Consider the following 18,558-nt stretch of genomic DNA (forward strand, 5'->3'; position numbering starts at 1 on the left):
TCACACACAATTATAGCACATTTCTATGTGTGAAACGTGAAAATTAAAAACTTGAAAGGAGAAACTCATGCTCATTGCAACCATTCGCAACCGCGCAGCTTTCCAAGAAGACTACGTGAAGCAAATCAAGAACGCCTCACCAGGTAATGCCGAAGATGCCTTGCTGGAACTCTGCGATTACATTGAGCCACATCAAGATGGTGATTATTGGCTAGAACTCACCGCCGACCGTACCATCTCTGGCAAGCCGGTCTATTTTTGGTTCACAGCCGACATGCCGGAAAGTGGCGGCGTGCAGCGCGAAAGCCGCAAGCGTGAGTGGCATCGGTCGGCGCCAGCCGACCGCTTACCCCCAGTACTCTAACAGGGGGGGATTAAATACAACGTCTGTGCCTGAACACGGGGTAGAAAGGTTGATACGACAGCGTTCATACGAAAATTAGCAAATTGTGGATGGCACCTCCAATCCACAATTTTTATTTATCAAGAAAGGAGTGAGCCATTCGGACATGGGAACATGGACAGATGCGGTCAGGTCACGCCGCAAAAGACTAGGACTGACCCAAGTACAGGTTGCCCGACGGTTAGGCGTCACCCCTCATCATTTTAGCCAAATTGAAAGTGGCCGGACTAATCCTAGTGCCTCGTTGCAAATGGAAATCGACCGGCTGCTCAAGAATTGGAACGATGAACCGGAATTGACGCTGATGTTTGACTACATGCGCGTGCGGTTCCCAACGCACGATGCCAAGGCCCCAAGGCCGTGATCACCAAGATTCTCGGGCTGACCCCGGAACACCTGATATTTGAGGAACACGGCTGCTACGGTTATTCGGCCATGTATATCTTCTCCAACATTCAGGTCATGGTCGCGCCGGTTGGCTCTAACCTCGGCACATTGGTTGAGATGAAAGGCCAAGGCTGCCGCGAGTTTGAGGGTATTCTCCTTAGCCACGGTGAGAACTGGTACGACTACTTCCTTCGGGTCGATGAAGCAGGTGGCATCTTCAAGCGGGTCGATATTGCAATTAACGACATGGTTGGCCTGCTAAGCATTCCAGCGCTGGTCGATAAGTGTCTGAACAACGAGTGCATCTCTGTCATGCGGTCATTCCAAGGGCTGCAATCAGGCAAGCTCGTGGATCTCGACGAGGCTGGCCGGGGCAATACGCTTTACGTCGGTACGATGAAAAGCGGCGTGTACTTCTGCATCTACGAAAAGGCCGCCGAACAAGCTGCCAAACGTGGTATCGCCATTGCCGACACACCGATCATCAACCGGTTTGAAATTCGCTTGAAGAACGAAAGGGCAATCAAGGCGATTGAAAATATGCTGATTACCCGTGACGCCGAAAAGGTCGCGTTCGGTATCATCACCCGCTACATGCGCTTCGTGGATGAAGTCCCAGACAAAAGCCGCCTAAAGTGGCCGCTCAACGACCGCTGGGCATACTTTCTTGGCAAAGGCCGCCAGCCACACAGCACCCCAGCCTTTCGACCTAAACAAGACTAAGGCATGGCTCCAAAAACAGGTCATGCCTACGCTCAAGGTCATCAAGATTTTCTATATCGAAGACTTCTACCAGCATTTCTGCTTCTTCACCCTGTGGTTTCTGTTTATGACTGGTATGCGCATCGGTGAAGCGACCGCCCTGCAATGGGACGACATCGACTTTGAGGAAGGTACGGTTCGGATCAACAAGACGCTGTGGTTACGCAGCTACACGAACTACTCCTTCTCCACACCGAAGACCAAAGCCAGCAACCGTACAATTCCACTGGACGCAAAAACGCTTGAGCTTCTCTCCGATTGGAAGAAAGCACAAGCGCTTGAGTGTAAAACTGATTTGTTCTATCGTTCAACGGCGTTCCTACTCGCCGCGATCTGGTCATGCGAATCATCAAACGGCATGCGGCTCTGGCAGTAGTTCATCGTATCCGCGTTCATGCTTTACGGCACTCACATGCTTCGCTATTGATCAGTCTGGGTGAGAACCCACTGGTGATTAAAGAACGCCTCGGCCACGAGGATATTCAGACGACACTCGGAATTTACGGGAATTTATATCCAAATATGAATTTTGAGGCCGCTAAACGGCTGAATGGTCTAGTCGAAATTTCGACCGCCAAATCAGACGTGGCGCAGGTTCAAAACAACGGTGTCACCGCTGGACTTGCACCAGAAGTTGCACGATAGTTGCACGAACGGGTTAGACAGGCGCCAAAGCTTTGATATACCGGCGTTTGTAAGCCGATTTTGTCTATTCCCATTCAATCGTTGCCGGCGGTTTGGAAGTTATATCATACACTACTCGATTAACATGAGCTACTTCATCAACAATTCGGACAGAGATTTCTTGCAGAACATCCCATGGAATCTGGGCAAAATCAGCTGTCATCCCATCAATTGATGTAACCGCTCGAATTCCAACAGTATAATCATAGGTTCGACCATCACCCATCACACCGACACTCCGAATTCCTGGCAAAACTGTGAAATACTGCCAGATTTCGCGTTCTAAACCGTGTTTAGCAATTTCGTCACGCAGGATATAATCACTATCGCGGACAATTTGCAGCTTTTCTTCAGTAATTTCACCGATAACACGGATTCCTAAACCAGGTCCAGGGAATGGCTGACGCCAAACTAAAGCTGATGGCATCCCTAAGCGCTCACCTAATTCGCGAACTTCATCTTTAAATAAGGTTCGTAATGGTTCAATTAACTGGAACTGAACATCTTCTGGCAAGCCACCAACATTATGATGTGATTTAATTTTTTGAGCAGTATCAGTTCCTGACTCGATGACATCAGTATAGAGAGTTCCTTGAGCTAAAAAGTCAATCCCATCTAGTTTAGCTGCTTCGTCATCAAAGACCCGAATAAACTCATTGCCGATGATCTTACGTTTCTTTTCGGGATCAGCTACTCCGGTTAATTTCTTCATGAAACGTTCACGCGCATCAACTTGAATAATATTCAAACCGAATTTGCCTTTTAAGCTGTCCATTACCTGTTCAACTTCACCCTTGCGCAGTAGGCCGTGGTCAACAAAGATACTGGTCAACTGCTTTCCAATTGCTTTATGCAACAAAACTCCGACAACTGACGAGTCAACACCACCAGATAAGCCTAATAAGACCTTCTTATCGCCAACTGTTTCGCGAATTTTTTCAATCTGTAATTCAATGAAATCATCCATTGACCAATTATCACGTGCTTGACAAATATCAAAAGCAAAATGACGTAAAACATCATTACCATACTCAGTGTTGCGAACTTCTGCATGGAACTGAATGCCGTAAAATTTACGTTGGTCATCAGCCATTGCCGAAATCGGGCAATTTTCACTGGTTGCTAAGACTTTAAAGCCTGTTGGAACTTGGGTTACCAAGTCGCCATGGCTCATCCAAACGGTTTGTTGCTCTGGCAAATCACGGAACAATTTTGCTTGGGAATCCTTAACTTGAATTACAGCCTTGCCATATTCTTTATTAGCTGCATTTTCAACTTTACCACCAGCTAATTCATGCGCCATCAACTGCATCCCATAACAAATTCCCAAAATTGGAATTCCTAATTTAAAAATCGCTGGATCAACTTGGAAGGCTCCTTGATCATAAACACTGTTGGGACCGCCAGAAAAAATAATTCCCTTTGGTTTCATCGCTTTGATTTCCGCAGCACTCAATTTATGTGACAATAATTCCGAATAAATTCCAAATTCGCGAATTCGTCGGGTAATTAATTGATTATACTGGCTGCCAAAATCCAGCACAATGATTTTGTCAAAGTCCTGCATTTCCATTTTAGTCAAGCATGTTCACCTCATTAATATTTTTTTGAACTTATAGGGCTATTTTACCGATTGAAACCAATCGGGTCAAATTGATTTAAGCCTTTTTCTTGATAAATTCAATATTTTCGTAAAAATAGTTCGTTTACTAAATGATCTGTCGTTTTGCGCAAGATTAAATCTGCTCGACTGCGTGTTGGCAAAATATAGCTATGCAAATTAGGACGATTCACGTGCTGCCAAACCTCCTGGGCCATTTTCAAAGCATCTTGTCGGTTACCAATAGCATACGGATAATAGTAATTAGTTGGATCTTGAAAAGCCGTATCCAACAACATTTCAAAGCGCTGCAAGTACCACTGCTTAACCAGCTTTTCTTGAGCATCGACATAAATTGAAAAATCAAAAAAATCACTCACATACAGCTGTTGATTACTCGGCAACTGTAAAACGTTAATTCCCTCGACAATTAAAATATCAGGATCGTCGACTAACTCATATTGGTCTTCCACAACATCATAAGTTTTATGGGAATAAACTGGTGCCTTAACGGGTAAACCGTTTTTTACATCATTCGTAAACAGCAATAAGCGCTGCATGTCATAGCTTTCTGGGAAGCCCTTTCGCTCCAATAAGTGGCGCCGTTTTAATTCTTGATTAGGATAGATAAAACCATCGGTCGTAATTAGTTGCACCCGTTTTGTTGGATAAATGTCTTGCAGCATCAATTGCAGCAAACGAGCAATTGTACTTTTGCCAACTGCAACGCTGCCAGCAATTCCTAAGATAAACGGTACTCGATGCGGCTTAACACCCAAAAATTCAGCCTGCTGGTCCAATAATTGCTGTCTTGAATGCAAGTGAATGCCCAACAAGTGAACTAATGGGGTATAAATTTCTTGTACATCAGTCAGTGAAATACGGTCATTAACCGAGCGAATTTGTTTTAATTCACTATCACTCAGCGGAACAATATGTTTACGATAAAAATTCTTCCATTCATCTCGTGGAATCTTGTAAAAATTCATCAGGTTATCCATGAAATTTGCCTCGAAAATAATAAGATTATCGCTATTATACCATGTTTGAACATATCAAGTGAAAGCTTTTTCAATCAAGCAAAGTCAAGCGATATGTGTCAGCATCTACCCGAGCAAACAAAGGCGACAACTCGCCCTTAGCCATAATTGTCAATCGATGCATTGCTCGCGAACAAATCGTATAAACCAACTGTCGCTGATCATCTTTAGCATATTCTTGGGCATTAGCATTCCAGAAAATTACCGCATCAAACTCCAGACCCTTTGCCAAGAAGGCCGGTACAATAATTGTTCCTGCTGCTAAACGCTGATTCTCAGTTTTAATTAAAGTAACTGACTGTCCAGCTTGTTGTAGTTGCTGAGTTAACTGCTGACACTGATTCAACGTGCGACAAATTATTGCTGTAGTTAAATCCGCCTGTTGATTGACTTGCAATTGTTTAACTGCTTGCTTCAACAATAGTGTCTGACTTGTAGCTGTGTAAATCGTCGGCAAATCACCGTTACGGTCAAATGGTTGAATTGCTGCTCCGTCCAATAACAGCTGCCGAGAAAACTCCGTAATTTGCTTGGTTGAACGATACGATTTGGTTAATTGAACAACTTTTGTTTGGTCAGCTGGGAATAATTTGTTCAATTCATTCAGCAAAGTATAGCTGGCTTTTTTAGTAAAAATTGCTTGATTCAAATCACCTAGTAAGGTAAAGCGTGCCCGGGGAAAATTTTGTTGAATAAAGGCCAATTGATAGGGTGTATAGTCTTGAATTTCATCAATAAAGACCTGCTTAATTTCTGTATCACCGCGTTTACCCGTGATCAAGTCATATAACTGAAGATATGGTGTTGCATCTTCCAATAGTAATTGTCCGTGCTTAGTCCGTGCTTTATAATCCGCTACCGCTGCTTGCCAGTCAGTTAAAGTTAAACCAACTTTTTCTAGTTCCAAAATCTTGGGCAAGTTCTTTAAGAATCGATAATATTGGGCAGTAATATTAATGAAATGATTCCGCTTAATCTGTCTTTGAACTTGACGGAAAGATTTAATTACTAATTGTTTGCCTAAAAACTTCAATTCTTGATCAGCATTTTGAAAATTACGTGGATGATCGCCGTACAAAGCTGACAATTGTTCAGCTGAAGCATCTTGGAGTTGTTTTTGAACCTCATCAGAAGCTGCGGCACGATTGATTTTACGCATTAAACGTTTTAATAGGCGTTCTTTGGTGGCATCTAATCGATTACGTAAATGATAATTTTCATTAAAACTGTAATAAATTTGGGCAATTTGAGCTTTGCTAAAAATAATTTGCTTGCCAGACATAATATCGCGAAAAGCCATTCCTTGTTTTTCCAAATAAGCAGCATAATCTAATGTGGCTTGATGAAATATCAAACTACTTTTTAATCGCGTAACAGTTGCTTCTGTTGGAGTAACTTTCCGTTCAAATCTTTGTTGTAATGTTTCAATTTGAAATCTTGGTAATCGATGCTGTGCATACTGATAGTATGTCAACTGCACCATTCTTTGTTCTCCCAAATCTGGTAAGACTTGAGCAATATAATCATTAAATAATTGATTTGGTGAGAATAAAACCAATTGACTAGATGTCAAGCTACCGCGAAAACGATACATTAAAAAGGCTGCCCGCTGCAAAACAGCAGACGTTTTCCCAGAACCAGCTGCACCTTGCACAAACAGCAACTTGGCTTTCGTATCTCGAATAATTTTGTTTTGTTCTTGTTGAATAGTGGTTACGATACTTTTCATTTTCGTATCCGCGTTTTCACCCAGTGCTTCTAACAGCATTTGATCGCCAACAGTTTCATCAGTATCAAAAACTGTTAGAATTTTGCCATTAGCAACTAAAAATTGCCGTTTCAACGTCACATTAACCGTCTGAGTTCCGCCGGGAGTTTGATAGCTGACATCTCCCAGATGCCCTTCATAATAAATACTAGAAATTGGCGCACGCCAATCATAGATTAAGAAATTATCGGGACGATCAGCAAAAGAACCCAAACCAATATAAATTGTTTCTACTTTAGCAGCAGTTGATTCTTGAAAATCGATTCGGGCAAAGTAAGGTTTTTTTTCCATTTTGGCCAAAATGTCTAAGCGGCGTTCAGCATGCTGCCAATCATTTTCACGTTCCGTCAGCAATTGTTGTTGTTGCCGAACAGTCATCGCTGTTTCCATCATACCGGTATAGGTTTCCGTCTTTAACCGCAAGTTATGTGGAAAATCCTGCTGTAATTGTTGGGCATCATGTTTAACTTGGTCAATTTTTTGCTGATTTTCTTTTTCTGCAATTTTTATTTTAGTCACAACTTGATTCATGTACTGTTGTTCTTGTTGTTTAATCTCTGCTGCCATTATTTTTGCCTCCGTTGCCAAATTCTTAGTTATACAATTTTAACACCGATTAGAACTCGGCTCAATGATTGCAACTACAAGTAACTAATTACTCGCAATAAGTAAAAAAATGGTAAACATTGAACTAAATGACTGGAAGTTGCGCCAATTTTCGGTTAAAATATTTTGTAATAATAACATGAAGGAAGTGAAGCAACATCTTGATTAGTCAATTTTGGTTTTTCTTTTCACATATTTATCTCTACCTCAATCCGCTGATCGAGGTGCTGGGCAATTGGATCTACATTGCCTTGTTTGTCTTAATCTTCATGGAAACCGGCTTAGTCGTATTTGCTTTTTTACCAGGCGAGTCCTTGATCTTTTTTGCTAGCACAATTGCTGCAATTACCGGTTCTTCACTTGATATCCGTGTACTAGTTCCGGTTTTCTTTTTTGCCGCTTTGATTGGTGATACCGTTAACTATGAAATCGGGCGAAACCTCCATCGTTTAAAAATCTTCCATCCAATCCTGGATAACCCGCGTTTTCAAAAAGCCCGCGCATTTTTTGAAAAACATGGTGGTAAGACCGTCATGTTTGGTCGATTTGTTCCATTAATCAGAACCTTTATCCCCTTAATTTCTGGGAGTGCCGGAATGGATTATAAACGTTTCAGTATTTACAATTTTCTTGGTGTATTGATTTGGGTTGTCTTAGGTTCATCATTGGGATATTTCTTTGGACAATTATCCTTTGTTCAAGAACACTTCCCGGTAATCTTTATCGCTGTTGTTGTGCTCGGTGTTGTTCCGGGGGCCTGTATGGCGGTTTATCGTTTATTACGACGACAGCCATCTTAAAGTATTTCAAACTACTACTTAAAGTTGATTTTGGCTTTCAGGAAAGTTAGGGTTTAGACTTTCCTGAAAATCGAGATCAGCTTTTTTCTTTTCATCTCAGTTACAGCAGGTATAATTAAAGATAATCTTTAAAACCGTCACGTTAGTCTTTCAATCTAAGGAGTAAACTATGAGTCTTTCACTAATTATTGTCGCCTTAGCAGCTTTTGCTACTCCCTTGCTGCTGGCTAAATTAAATATTTCAACTTTACCAACGGCAGTCGCTGAAATTACTGTTGGAATTATCCTTGGTAAAAGTTTATTGCATGTTGTGCAAGCTAATACAACGATTACTTTTCTAGCCGACTTAGGTGTCATCTTACTGCTTTTTCTCAGTGGAATGGAAATCGATTTTAGCCTTTTTCAAAACAAGCAACCACAGACGCCACTTGATAAGAAAAAAGCTGAAAGTTCAACTCAGTACTCACCCTTAAAATTAGCCATCATAACCTATGCAGTAATTATTTTAACTTCAGCTATAATTGCCGCTTTCTTTAGTTTCAGTGGACTGTACAGTAATTTCTGGTTAGCAACCATTCTCTTTGCAACAATTGCTTTGGGAGTTGTTATTGCCGCTTTAAAGGAGAAAGAATTACTTAATAGCCGCTTTGGGCAGACCATTCTGCTGATTGCCGTTTTAGGTGAAGTTGTGCCAATGCTAGCCTTAACAGCTTTCGCTTCAATTTACGATGGGCATGCTAGTCAGCTTTGGCTAATTGGTATCTTATTCGTTGTCGCTGCTATTCTCTTTAAAAGATTTCGAGCTTTTTTTGATTTTTTCCAACGAATCAATAAAGCAACTACTCAGTTAGATATCCGTTTAGCCTTTTTTTTCATCTTTTTGTTAGCCTTTTTAGCTGAACGAGTTGGAGCCGAAAATATTTTAGGCGCTTTTATCGCTGGAATTGTTATCAAACTCTTAGAACCAGAAGAATCAACCCGCGAAAAACTGGATGCGATTGGCTATGGCTTCTTAATCCCGATCTTTTTCATTATGACTGGTGTAAACTTAGATATTCCGTCATTGCTTAAGAATCCAACTGTTTTAATTTTAATTCCATTATTCTTTGTCGGTTTTCTACTAGCTAAAAGTCTTGCTTTCTTTGTTTTGAAACGCTACTTTCAAATTAAAAATGCGCTTGCTGGCAGCTTGTTATCAGCGACAACCATTACCTTAGTCTTGGCTGCTTTGCAAGTTGCTCGTGAAGTTCAGGCAATTAACAGCGAACAAGCCGGAGAGTTCTTAATCGCTGCTATTCTAACCTGCCTACTGGGGCCATTATGTTTTAATCATTTATTTATCGCTGAACCAGAAGATACTCAAAAAATTAAAGTTAATTTCATTGGCGCTAATATTTTGACAATTTCAGCGGCCCAACAGCTTGATCAGTGGTATGATATTCAATTGTATACTGACCGGCAAGATAATTATCAAACCTACAATTCAGAAGCTGCAGTTAAATTGTTACCGGACCTGAAAGCTGAGCGTTTAATCAAAGAACAAGCTTTTGATACCGATATTTTAGTGCTTGGTTATCGTAATTATCAGTTAAACTATCAACTCGCACTGGCTGCTAAAAAATATGGCGTCAAACGCGTAATTACCCGGTTTGAAAACCGTGATATTATGAGTGACCTAGGCAAAAAAATGTCTGCTGCTGAAATTGAATATTTCAATTCTGCTGATGTTAACGTCAGTGTCTTACGATCATTAATTGAAACACCATCGACTTTGAAAATCCTAACGGCCAATGAATCCCGAATTTTCGAAGTAGTTGTTCGTAATCGACTCTTTGCCCGTAAACAAATTAAAGATCTTTCGTTTGCTAATCAAGTGACTATCAGCCGAATTTTCCGTAATGGGACTTCAATTGCGCCTCATGGCAATACTCGTTTAGAACTTAATGACCATATTGTTTTCATGGGTAAGTCTGCTGATGTTCCGCAAATTCGCCGAACAATTGAAAAAATGAATGAATAATTTGGAACTACGGGGTTTTCATTTAGCAGCTTCACGGTATACTAAACATATGATTGCTATTTATTTAGGAGGAAAGTTATGTCATTTACAGTTTATTTCGTCCGTCACGGTCAGACAATGTTCAACTATTTTCAGCGGATGCAAGGGTGGAGTGATTCGCCCTTAACCGCTAAGGGAATTCAGGATGCAAAAAAAGCTGGACAGCACTTGAAAAAAATTCAATTTGCTGGTGTATACCATAGTGATACTACCCGAACTCAGCGGACCTGTGAACAAATTTTAGCTGCTAATCAATTTTCAACACCCCAGCCGTGTACCTCCATGAACTTTCGTGAACAAGGATATGGTTACTTTGAAGGAAATGATTCTGGTCAAACATGGCTAATTGCTGGTGCACGCCATGAGGCATCCACCTACCAAGAACTAATTTCAAATTATTCGATTGAAGATTCCCGCGATTTTTTGAAAGAAGTCGATCCTTTTCAATTAGCTGAAAACAACGAAGAATTCTGGCAGCGACTAAATGGCGGTTTTGATTTATTACGAAAAAATCAAACTGACGGTGATCAAGTTTTGGTTGTTAGCCATGGTACCACGATTCGCAGTATCGTTCATCATTTTGCCCCAGAGATCGATATTATTTCTCAAGGGCCAGTTAATGGATCGGTAACTAAATTAATTATTGACCCTAATCAGGTTAAAGTTGTCTATTATAATCATTATTTAGATGACCAACCTTATTAAATCAGTCAAAAAAAAATCCGCCGCGGCGGATTTTTTTTATTTAGTTAAAGCTCTTTTGAGCACGAGCGCGATACTTCGAAATTTCATCTTCTGAACAACGAACAAATCTCCCCGGAACAATCTCATGCATTTTCTTTGGATGTTCTGGATCATCTTTTTCTTCACTGGCATCATAAACAATCTGGCGACGCTTGCGTTCAAACTCTGGATCAGGAACCGGTACTGCTGAAATCAAGCTGGCTGTGTAATCGTGCAATGGATGTTCGTAAACATCATCTGCCGGTCCAACTTCCAATAACTTACCATAATGCATCACACCGATCCGATCAGAAATGTACTTAACCATTGAAAGATCATGCGCAATAAACAAATACGTTAAGCCTTGCTGCTTTTGTAAATCTTTCAACAAATTGACTACTTGGGCTTGAATTGAAACGTCCAATGCCGAAATTGGTTCATCAGCAATAATAAATTTTGGTTTAACAGCAAGCGCCCGAGCAATTCCGATTCGTTGCCGCTGACCACCAGAAAATTCATGCGGGTAGCGACTGGAATGATCTTTGTTCAAGCCAACGGTCTCCAATAAATTTTCAACAATTTCACTACGTTCTTTATCATTCTTAGCTAAATGATGAATATCAATTCCTTCAGCTACAATATCTTTAATTTTCATGCGGGGATTAAGTGATGCATACGGATCTTGAAAAATCATCTGCATTTGGCGACGAAATTTCAAAAAGTCTTTCCGTGATTTTAACTGGCTGATATCTTCCCCGTCAAAAATGATCTTCCCATCAGTTGGATGATACAAATGGATAATACTCCGACCAGTAGTGGTCTTTCCTGAACCAGACTCACCTACCAAGCCAAAAGTCTCGCCCTCATAAATATCAAAGCTAATGTCATCAACTGCGCGCACCTCATTGGGCTTACCCACATTAAAATATTGTTTTAAATGCTTGACTTCTAAAAGTTTCTTTTGATTTTCTGCCATGGGCTCTTCTCCTTAGTGCTCCTGCGTTTGATTATTCATTTCACGATAAAGCTGCCAGCGCCGCAATATCTCATCCGGTGGTGTCACTTTAGGTGCATCAGGATGTAATAACCAAGTAGCGGCATAATGCGTTTCTGAAACTTTAAAAAACGGCGGCTTTTGTTCCGCATCAATCTTCATTGCAAATGGATTTCGAGCCGCAAAAGGATCACCCTTTGGCGGATCTAACAAGTCGGGTGGTGTTCCAGGAATGGCTTCTAATTTGGTACTTGAAAGAGTCGGCATTGAATTCAATAAGCCCCAAGTATATGGATGCTGTGGATTATAGAAAATTTCATCAACTGTACCGTATTCGATAATTTCACCAGCATACATAACAGCTACTCGATCAGCCATGCCAGCCACAACCCCTAAGTCATGGGTAATAAAAATAATTGAAGTTTCAATTTTTGTCTGCAGATCCTTCATCAAATCCAAGATCTGAGCTTGAATTGTTACATCCAAAGCGGTTGTCGGTTCATCAGCAATTAAAACTTCTGGATAACAAACTAACGCAATTGCTATTACAATCCGTTGCCGCTGACCACCAGAAAATTGATGCGGATAATTATTAATCCGCTGTTCAGCATCCGTAATCCCGACCAGTTTCATAATTTCCAAAGCTTGCTGCCAAGCCTTTTTCTTCTCCAGATGTTTATGCTTGATTAATGGTTCAGCAATCTGCTGACCAATTTTCATTGTTGGATCTAATGAAGTCATTGGATCCTGAAAAATCATCGCAATATCCTTACCACGAATATTTTGCATCTGTTTTTCACTATTCTTCAATAAGTCTTGGTCATGATACATAATTGACCCGCTGACAACCTTAGCATTGTTAGCTAATAAGCCCATAATACTTTTGGTGGTAACTGACTTACCTGAGCCAGATTCACCCACAATTGCCAGAGTTTCCCCCTTATCCAAGTGAAAACTGACATCACGGATTGCTTTGACTTCGCCAGCGTAGGTATGAAAGTTAATTCGTAAGTTTTTAACGTCTAAAATTCTTTCAGTCATGTCGTTCTCCTACCTTCTCGTCTTAGGATCAAAGGCGTCACGCAAACCATCGCCTAATAAGTTAAATGCTATCATCAAGACACATAAGACGATTGCTGGATACCACATTTGATATGGTAAGAACTGAAAATTCTTCTGTCCATCATTCAACAATACCCCTAATGAGGTTTGCGGTGAACTAATTCCAATTCCAATGAAACTCAAGAAAGCTTCAAAGAAAATTGCCGTTGGAATTGTGTACATGGTTTGAATAATGATAATACTTGATAGGTTGGGTACTAGATGTTTCAATGATATTTTTAGCGGTGACTCACCTAAAGTTTGCGCTGCTAGGACATATTCTTGCGATTTCAATGACAGTGTTTCCGCTCGTATCATGCGTGCCATTGTCGTCCAACTGGAAATAGCAATCGCACAAATAATTGATGTCATGCCTGGTTTTAGTACCAACAGCATTAAAACCACAATTACCAAGTTAGGAACAGATGAAATAATTTCAATAATCCGCTGCATGACTGTATCAACCCGGCCGCCTTTCCAACCAGAAATAATTCCATAGGCGACTCCAATTGTTAAATCAAAAAATGTTGCGACTAACGCGACAATTAAAGAAATTTTGGTCCCATAAATAATTCTTTCAGCTAATGAACGGCCCAAATAATCAGTACCTAAAATAAAATATTTATCTTTAGGAATGTTATTTTGTTGATACTCATCCACCCATTTGCCGGCCACTTTCAACTTACCATTAAAACCATTAATCGATACTCCCGGAATCTTAGCCGGCAGATTAGCATAAGTTGGTGCCGATTTAACCAGTGAATTATGATCAATAAACGGTGTTGAACCAAAGGCAACTACCACCATAATTAAAACAATAAAGAGCGAAATAACTGCCCCTTTATTTTTCTTGAGCCGCATCCAAGCATCTTGCAAAAAAGTCAATGACGGTGCAGCAATTTTTTCGTTATCCAGCGATTCGCTTTTTGCTAGCGGCTGGAAACTATCTGAATTTAATTTCATTTTTTCTTCCATTGCTTAACCCTCATTTCCACTTAAACGAATTCGTGGATCAATTATTCCATAAACAATATCTGTCAGCAAGATAATTGCAACCAACCCGGCTGAAAACAACATCGTAACCCCCATAATAGTCGGATAATCATTAACTAAAATTGATTTAACAAATTGTTCACCAATTCCGGGAATTGAAAAGATATTTTCAATAACCATTGAACCAGTCATCAAAGCAACTGTGTACGGCCCAATTAACGTTACCAAGGGAATTAAACTATTTCTGAGTGCATGATGATAAACAATGCCAAATTTGCTAAGTCCTTTAGCTCGCGCTAATTCAATATAATCAGAATTTAATACATCAACCATTCCGGTGCGGACAAAACGCGCTGTTTCGGCTAACGGGCCAACCCCCAACGCAATCGTCGGTAAAATTGTATAGCTAAACCCGCCCCAATCGGCAATTGGGAACCAACCCAGCTTCAACGCAATATAATATTGTAATAAAACAGCTAAAACAAAGTTAGGAACTGATTTACCAATAATTGAAACAATTGTTGAAGTCGTGTCGATCCAAGTATTACGATTAATAGCGGCAATCGAACCAATGATAATTCCAAAGAAAACTCCAAAAATCATTGCTTGAGCCCCTAATTGAGCAGATGCTCCAATTCGGCTTGAAATCAAGTATGACACTGGCTGATTACTGAATTGGAAGGAGGTTCCTAAATCTCCATGTAACATTCCAAAAATGTAAATTACATATTGCTCCCAAATCGGTTTATTAAGTCCATATTGTTGGTTCATAATTTGAATTTGCTGTTGGGTCATTTTCTGCTGGTTTGAATACGGTGTTCCAGGCATCAACTTCATTAAAAAGAAAGTAATTGTTGCTACCAAGAAAAGTGTCAAAGCCATGTAGAATACCCGTTTTAAAAGATATTTCCGCATATTTTTCCTCACATTCTCTTACATTAACTAAATTAGAAATTTTAACTATCTAAATGCCAATTGGGGGATAACATTTTTCAGTTAATCCCCCAATCAGTAATTCATTTAAGATTTATTAAATTTATTTTGAGATATAAGCATTCTTAAAGTTGTAATTTACACCAGCTGAGTTGTAAACAACACCCTTAACTTTTGGTTTAACTAAAGTTGCTAATGACTGTTGATAAATTGGAGCGATCCCTTGATCATTCATCAAGATTTTTTCTGCCTTAACTAAGTCATTCCAACGCTTGGTTGTATTGCCAGCATCAGTCGTCTTTGAGGCCTCAATCAATTTGTCATATTCAGCATTCTTCCATTTACCGTTATTTTGAGAGTTATCAGAAGTAAAGAGATCTAAGAAACTGATTGGATCAGCAAAGTCTGCCCCCCAACCAGAAACAACTACATCGAAGTTGCCATTGGTTGAACGTGATAAGCGAGTCTTGAATGGTACGTTTTCAACTGAAACTTTAGCACCTTTCAAGTTCTCTTCAATCTGACTTTGCAAGAATTGAGTCGTATTGTTACCAGCATCAGTATCATCACTCAAGATGGTAAAGCTCAAGTCCTTAACTCCTAATTCTTTCAAGCCCTCTGCCCAAAGCTTCTTAGCTTCTGCCTTATTATAGGTGACAGCGGACTTAACATAGGCTGTATCTGCAAAATCTTTGCCATTATGTTTTGCTAAACCAGATGAAACATAACCCTTAGCAACTGTCGAACCATTGCCTAAGACTTTATTAACAAATTGCTTACGGTCAATGATCATTGAGAGTGCCTGACGAATCTTTTTGTTTTGGAACTCTTTTTTAGTCTGATTATACTGCAGGTAGAAAGTTGAAGCGTTCTTTCTAACTACGAAATCTTTCGAGTTCGATAACTGCTTAGCTTGTTCGGCTCCGAGGTTGGTTTCGTCAAGCTTGCCTGACTGATATAAGTTGTAAGCTGTTGTATTACTCTTATTAACTTTGTAGTTAATAGCGGACAACTTAACATCTTTCTTATCCCAGTAGTCCTTATTTTTCTTCAAAGTCCAACTTAGATTAGAGCCAGTCCAATTAGTTAAAGTAAATGGTCCATTATAAACCATGTATTTCGAAGCTGTTCCATATTTGCTGCCGTATTTTTCAACTGCACTCTGGTTCTGCGGGAAAAATACTGGGAAGCCCATCAGTAATTTAAAGTATGGAATCTTCTTTTCCAAAGTAACAGTCAATTTATAATTGCCATCAGCTTTGATTCCCAAGGTTGAAACGTCTTTCTTACCATTCATAATTGCATCGGCATTCTTAATACCGCTGAATAAGTAAGCATATTGAGAAGCTGTCTTAGGATTAACTGTTCGCCGCCAAGAGTACACAAAATCTTTAGCAGTTACAGCATCTCCATTGCTCCATTTGTCCTTACGCAAGGTGAAGACGTACTTTTGACCGTTATCAGAAACTTTTGTCTTAGTGGCTAATCCCGGTTCAATCTTACTGTCTTTGCCTAAACGATAAATACCTTCCATCGAGTTATTCAGCATATCGAAACTGACTACATCGGTGGCTGTTGAAAGATCCATTGTTGGCAACTCAGATGTTTCATTCCAGTTAAGAACCTGCTTAGATGCCATGCTGCTGCTTGTGCTTTTAGAGCCACAAGCTGCCAGGGCAATTGCAGAAAAAGCTGCAACTAACCCGAGTTTAGCTAATCGATTAAATTTCATACCTTGGTTCTCCCCTTTTGTTTCATTTTTAGAAACATTCAATGTAATGCCTAAATTTTATATGAAAATCAGATTAAATACAAGTATAAAAATTTAAATTTTCTTGCAAAACGATTTATTTTTAATTAAATTAAACCAAAATCTGATTAAATTTAAGTTAAAACTAATTTTAAGGCCACTTTTTTTTCGATTCCAAAGTCAAAATATACAAATAGTTTATAATTGAAAAACCTAGGTAGATAATCTTACATCAGATTTATTGCCAATTATTTAGCGATGTACGCTGTTTTGAAATTAAAAGCAATTCCCGCTGTATTATAGACAACTCCCTTAACGTCACTGCGTAATAGTTGAGCCTGTGACAATTGATACAATGGTGCAACTCCTTGATCTTCACTCAACATTTTAGAGGCTGCGACTAAGTCTTGCCAGCGTTTGCCTTGGTTATTAACATCTGTTGTTTTTGAAGCATTAATCAACTGATCATATTTTGCATTGTCCCATTTACCATCATTATAAGCATTGCCCTTGGTAAATAAATCCAAGAAGCTAATCGGGTCAGAGAAGTCCGCTGCCCAACCAGAAAGTACAACATCGAACTGGCCTGCTGCTGCACGAGTAATCCGCGTTTTCTTTGGTAAGCTTTCAACCGATACTTTGGCACCTGGCAGATTAGTTTCAAATTGGCTTTGCAAATAATCGGTGACTGCTTTGCTCATGTCATCATCGTCGCCCATTAAAGTAAAGTCTAACTTCTTCACACCGAGTTCCTGTAAACCTTCGCGCCATAACTTCTGAGCTTTCGCTTTATTATAAGTTACACCAGCAGTGGTTGCCGCAGCAGTGGCAAAATCTTTTCCTTGATAACTTGCTAAATCTTGCGAAACAATTCCTTTAGAAGATAGCGATCCATTACCTAAAACCTTATTAACTAGCTGTTTACGATTAACTGCGTATGATAAAGCTTGGCGAATTTTCTTGTTCTGAAACTCTTTTTTGGTCTGATTAAATTCCAAGTAGTTAGTTCGTGATTGTTTTAAAGAAACATAGTCTTTATTGTTAGAAAGCTGTTTTGCCTGTTCAGCATCTAGATAGGTTTCATCTAACTTTTTATTCTGATAAAGATTGTATGAAGTTGTGGTACTTTTAGCTACCTGGAAGGTAATCTTTTGTAATTTAACTGCTTTTGCATCCCAATAATCTTTATTTTTAACTAAACGCCAATTTAAATTTGATCCATTCCAACCAACTACCTTGTATGGGCCATTGTAAACCATATATTTGGCAGCCGTCCCATACTTGGAACCATATTTTTCAACCGCTTTTTGATCCTGTGGGAAGAAAACAGTAAAGCCCATTAATAATTTAAAATACGGCACATTCTTATCCAAATTAACAACTAATTTATGTTTATTGACCGCAGTGACACCTAGAGCTGTTACTGGTTTTTTACCGTTTGCAACGGCATCCGCATTTTTAATTCCTTCGAAAAGATATGAATATTCTGAAGCTGTTTTAGGGTTAACCGTCCGCCGCCAAGAATATACAAAATCTTGGGCAGTTACTGGATCACCATTTGACCATTTGCTATCTTTACGCAAAGTAAAGGTATAAGTTAGCCCATGATTACTGACGCGTGTTTTGGTTGCCAAACCAGGTTCAATCTTACTGTGTTTTCCTAAACGATAGAGTCCTTCGGTACTATTACTAATAGTATCTGAACTAACCGTATCAACCACCTTGGATAAATCCAAGGTCTGTAATTCTGTTGGTTCAGACCACCGAAGTACTTGTGATGAAGCTGGTTGACTACTTTTCGAACCACAAGCTGTTAGTGCTGCCGTACTAGCAGCAATTGTAACGAATAATGCTAATCCCTTTTTGAGATTCATTTAAAACTCCCCCTAAATAAAAATAATTTTTACTTTTTGGTCAAATAAAAAATCCCATCAACCGCTAAGCAATTGATGGGA

Annotated in this window: 15 protein-coding genes and 3 pseudogenes; 8 read left to right on the forward strand and 10 right to left on the reverse strand. The window is 39.7% G+C overall.

The features are described from left to right. Positions 1–67 precede the first annotated feature (67 nt). From G6O73_RS09185 to G6O73_RS13065, 3 genes and pseudogenes are all read left to right on the forward strand, one after another. The gene (locus G6O73_RS09185) at positions 68–364 is read left to right on the forward strand and encodes a hypothetical protein (protein ID WP_235805095.1); all 297 of its coding nucleotides are present in this window, start codon (positions 68–70) and stop codon (positions 362–364) included. 145 nt (positions 365–509) lie between these two features. Further along, a pseudogene (locus tag G6O73_RS09190) lies at positions 510–1,559 on the forward strand (replication initiation factor domain-containing protein); the annotation flags it as partial. Positions 1,560–1,619: 60 nt separating this feature from the next. Further along, positions 1,620–1,766 (forward strand): annotated as a pseudogene (locus G6O73_RS13065) (tyrosine-type recombinase/integrase); the annotation flags it as partial. Here the strand turns inward: G6O73_RS13065 and G6O73_RS13070 are convergent. After that, positions 1,696–1,902 (reverse strand): GAP1-N2 domain-containing protein, encoded by a 207-nt coding sequence (locus G6O73_RS13070; RefSeq protein ID WP_415584253.1) that lies wholly within the window; start codon positions 1,900–1,902, stop codon positions 1,696–1,698. The pseudogene G6O73_RS13065 and the gene G6O73_RS13070 sit on opposite strands and share 71 nt — an antisense overlap. Between G6O73_RS13070 and G6O73_RS13075 the strand changes: the two are divergent. Continuing rightward, a pseudogene (locus G6O73_RS13075) lies at positions 1,892–2,008 on the forward strand (site-specific integrase); the annotation flags it as partial. The gene G6O73_RS13070 and the pseudogene G6O73_RS13075 overlap by 11 nt on opposite strands. Positions 2,009–2,074: 66 nt before the next feature. Continuing rightward, positions 2,075–2,197 (forward strand): hypothetical protein, encoded by a 123-nt coding sequence (locus tag G6O73_RS13080; protein WP_382405138.1) that lies wholly within the window; start codon positions 2,075–2,077, stop codon positions 2,195–2,197. A gap of 64 nt (positions 2,198–2,261) precedes the next feature. On the opposite strand, the gene guaA is transcribed toward G6O73_RS13080, so the two are convergent. From guaA to helD, 3 genes are all read right to left on the reverse strand, one after another. Further along, positions 2,262–3,809, reverse strand: coding sequence for a glutamine-hydrolyzing GMP synthase (gene guaA / locus G6O73_RS09200; RefSeq protein ID WP_057886665.1), 1,548 nt, complete (start codon positions 3,807–3,809; stop codon positions 2,262–2,264). Between the two features lie 107 nt (positions 3,810–3,916). Further along, a complete protein-coding gene (gene coaA, locus G6O73_RS09205) occupies positions 3,917–4,837 on the reverse strand; it encodes a type I pantothenate kinase (RefSeq protein WP_057886618.1) in 921 nt (306 codons plus the stop codon). A gap of 70 nt (positions 4,838–4,907) precedes the next feature. Then, on the reverse strand, positions 4,908–7,211 hold the full coding sequence (gene helD, locus G6O73_RS09210; protein ID WP_057886617.1) for an RNA polymerase recycling motor HelD: 2,304 nt from the start codon (positions 7,209–7,211) through the stop codon (positions 4,908–4,910). A 200-nt stretch (positions 7,212–7,411) separates the two neighbouring features. Here helD and G6O73_RS09215 point away from each other — a divergent pair, with 200 nt between their 5' ends. From G6O73_RS09215 to G6O73_RS09225, 3 genes are all read left to right on the forward strand, one after another. After that, on the forward strand, positions 7,412–8,050 hold the full coding sequence (locus G6O73_RS09215) for a VTT domain-containing protein (protein WP_057886616.1): 639 nt from the start codon (positions 7,412–7,414) through the stop codon (positions 8,048–8,050). Between the two features lie 169 nt (positions 8,051–8,219). After that, entirely contained in the window at positions 8,220–10,070 is a 1,851-nt protein-coding gene (locus tag G6O73_RS09220) for a cation:proton antiporter family protein (RefSeq protein ID WP_057886615.1), read from the forward strand. 78 nt (positions 10,071–10,148) lie between these two features. Continuing rightward, positions 10,149–10,814 carry a histidine phosphatase family protein gene (locus tag G6O73_RS09225; protein ID WP_057886614.1) on the forward strand — a complete coding sequence of 222 codons (666 nt, stop codon included), beginning with the start codon at positions 10,149–10,151 and terminating at the stop codon, positions 10,812–10,814. 40 nt (positions 10,815–10,854) lie between these two features. Here G6O73_RS09225 and G6O73_RS09230 read toward each other — a convergent pair whose 3' ends face one another. From G6O73_RS09230 to G6O73_RS09255, 6 genes are all read right to left on the reverse strand, one after another. After that, positions 10,855–11,808, reverse strand: a complete 954-nt coding sequence (locus G6O73_RS09230; protein WP_057886613.1) for an ABC transporter ATP-binding protein — start codon at positions 11,806–11,808, stop codon at positions 10,855–10,857. Positions 11,809–11,820: 12 nt separating this feature from the next. Then, on the reverse strand, positions 11,821–12,867 hold the full coding sequence (locus G6O73_RS09235; RefSeq protein WP_057886612.1) for an ABC transporter ATP-binding protein: 1,047 nt from the start codon (positions 12,865–12,867) through the stop codon (positions 11,821–11,823). Positions 12,868–12,876: 9 nt separating this feature from the next. Next, positions 12,877–13,902 carry an ABC transporter permease gene (locus G6O73_RS09240; protein ID WP_057886611.1) on the reverse strand — a complete coding sequence of 342 codons (1,026 nt, stop codon included), beginning with the start codon at positions 13,900–13,902 and terminating at the stop codon, positions 12,877–12,879. Positions 13,903–13,905: 3 nt separating this feature from the next. Next, positions 13,906–14,835, reverse strand: a complete 930-nt coding sequence (gene opp3b, locus G6O73_RS09245) for an oligopeptide ABC transporter permease (protein ID WP_057886610.1) — start codon at positions 14,833–14,835, stop codon at positions 13,906–13,908. Positions 14,836–14,956: 121 nt separating this feature from the next. Beyond that, the gene (locus G6O73_RS09250; protein ID WP_057886609.1) at positions 14,957–16,585 is read right to left on the reverse strand and encodes a peptide ABC transporter substrate-binding protein; all 1,629 of its coding nucleotides are present in this window, start codon (positions 16,583–16,585) and stop codon (positions 14,957–14,959) included. A 266-nt stretch (positions 16,586–16,851) separates the two neighbouring features. Further along, positions 16,852–18,477 carry a peptide ABC transporter substrate-binding protein gene (locus G6O73_RS09255; RefSeq protein WP_057886608.1) on the reverse strand — a complete coding sequence of 542 codons (1,626 nt, stop codon included), beginning with the start codon at positions 18,475–18,477 and terminating at the stop codon, positions 16,852–16,854. Between the last annotated feature and the right edge of the window lie 81 nt (positions 18,478–18,558).

The organism is Liquorilactobacillus nagelii DSM 13675 (assembly GCF_019444005.1).
Lineage (GTDB): Bacteria > Bacillota > Bacilli > Lactobacillales > Lactobacillaceae > Liquorilactobacillus > Liquorilactobacillus nagelii.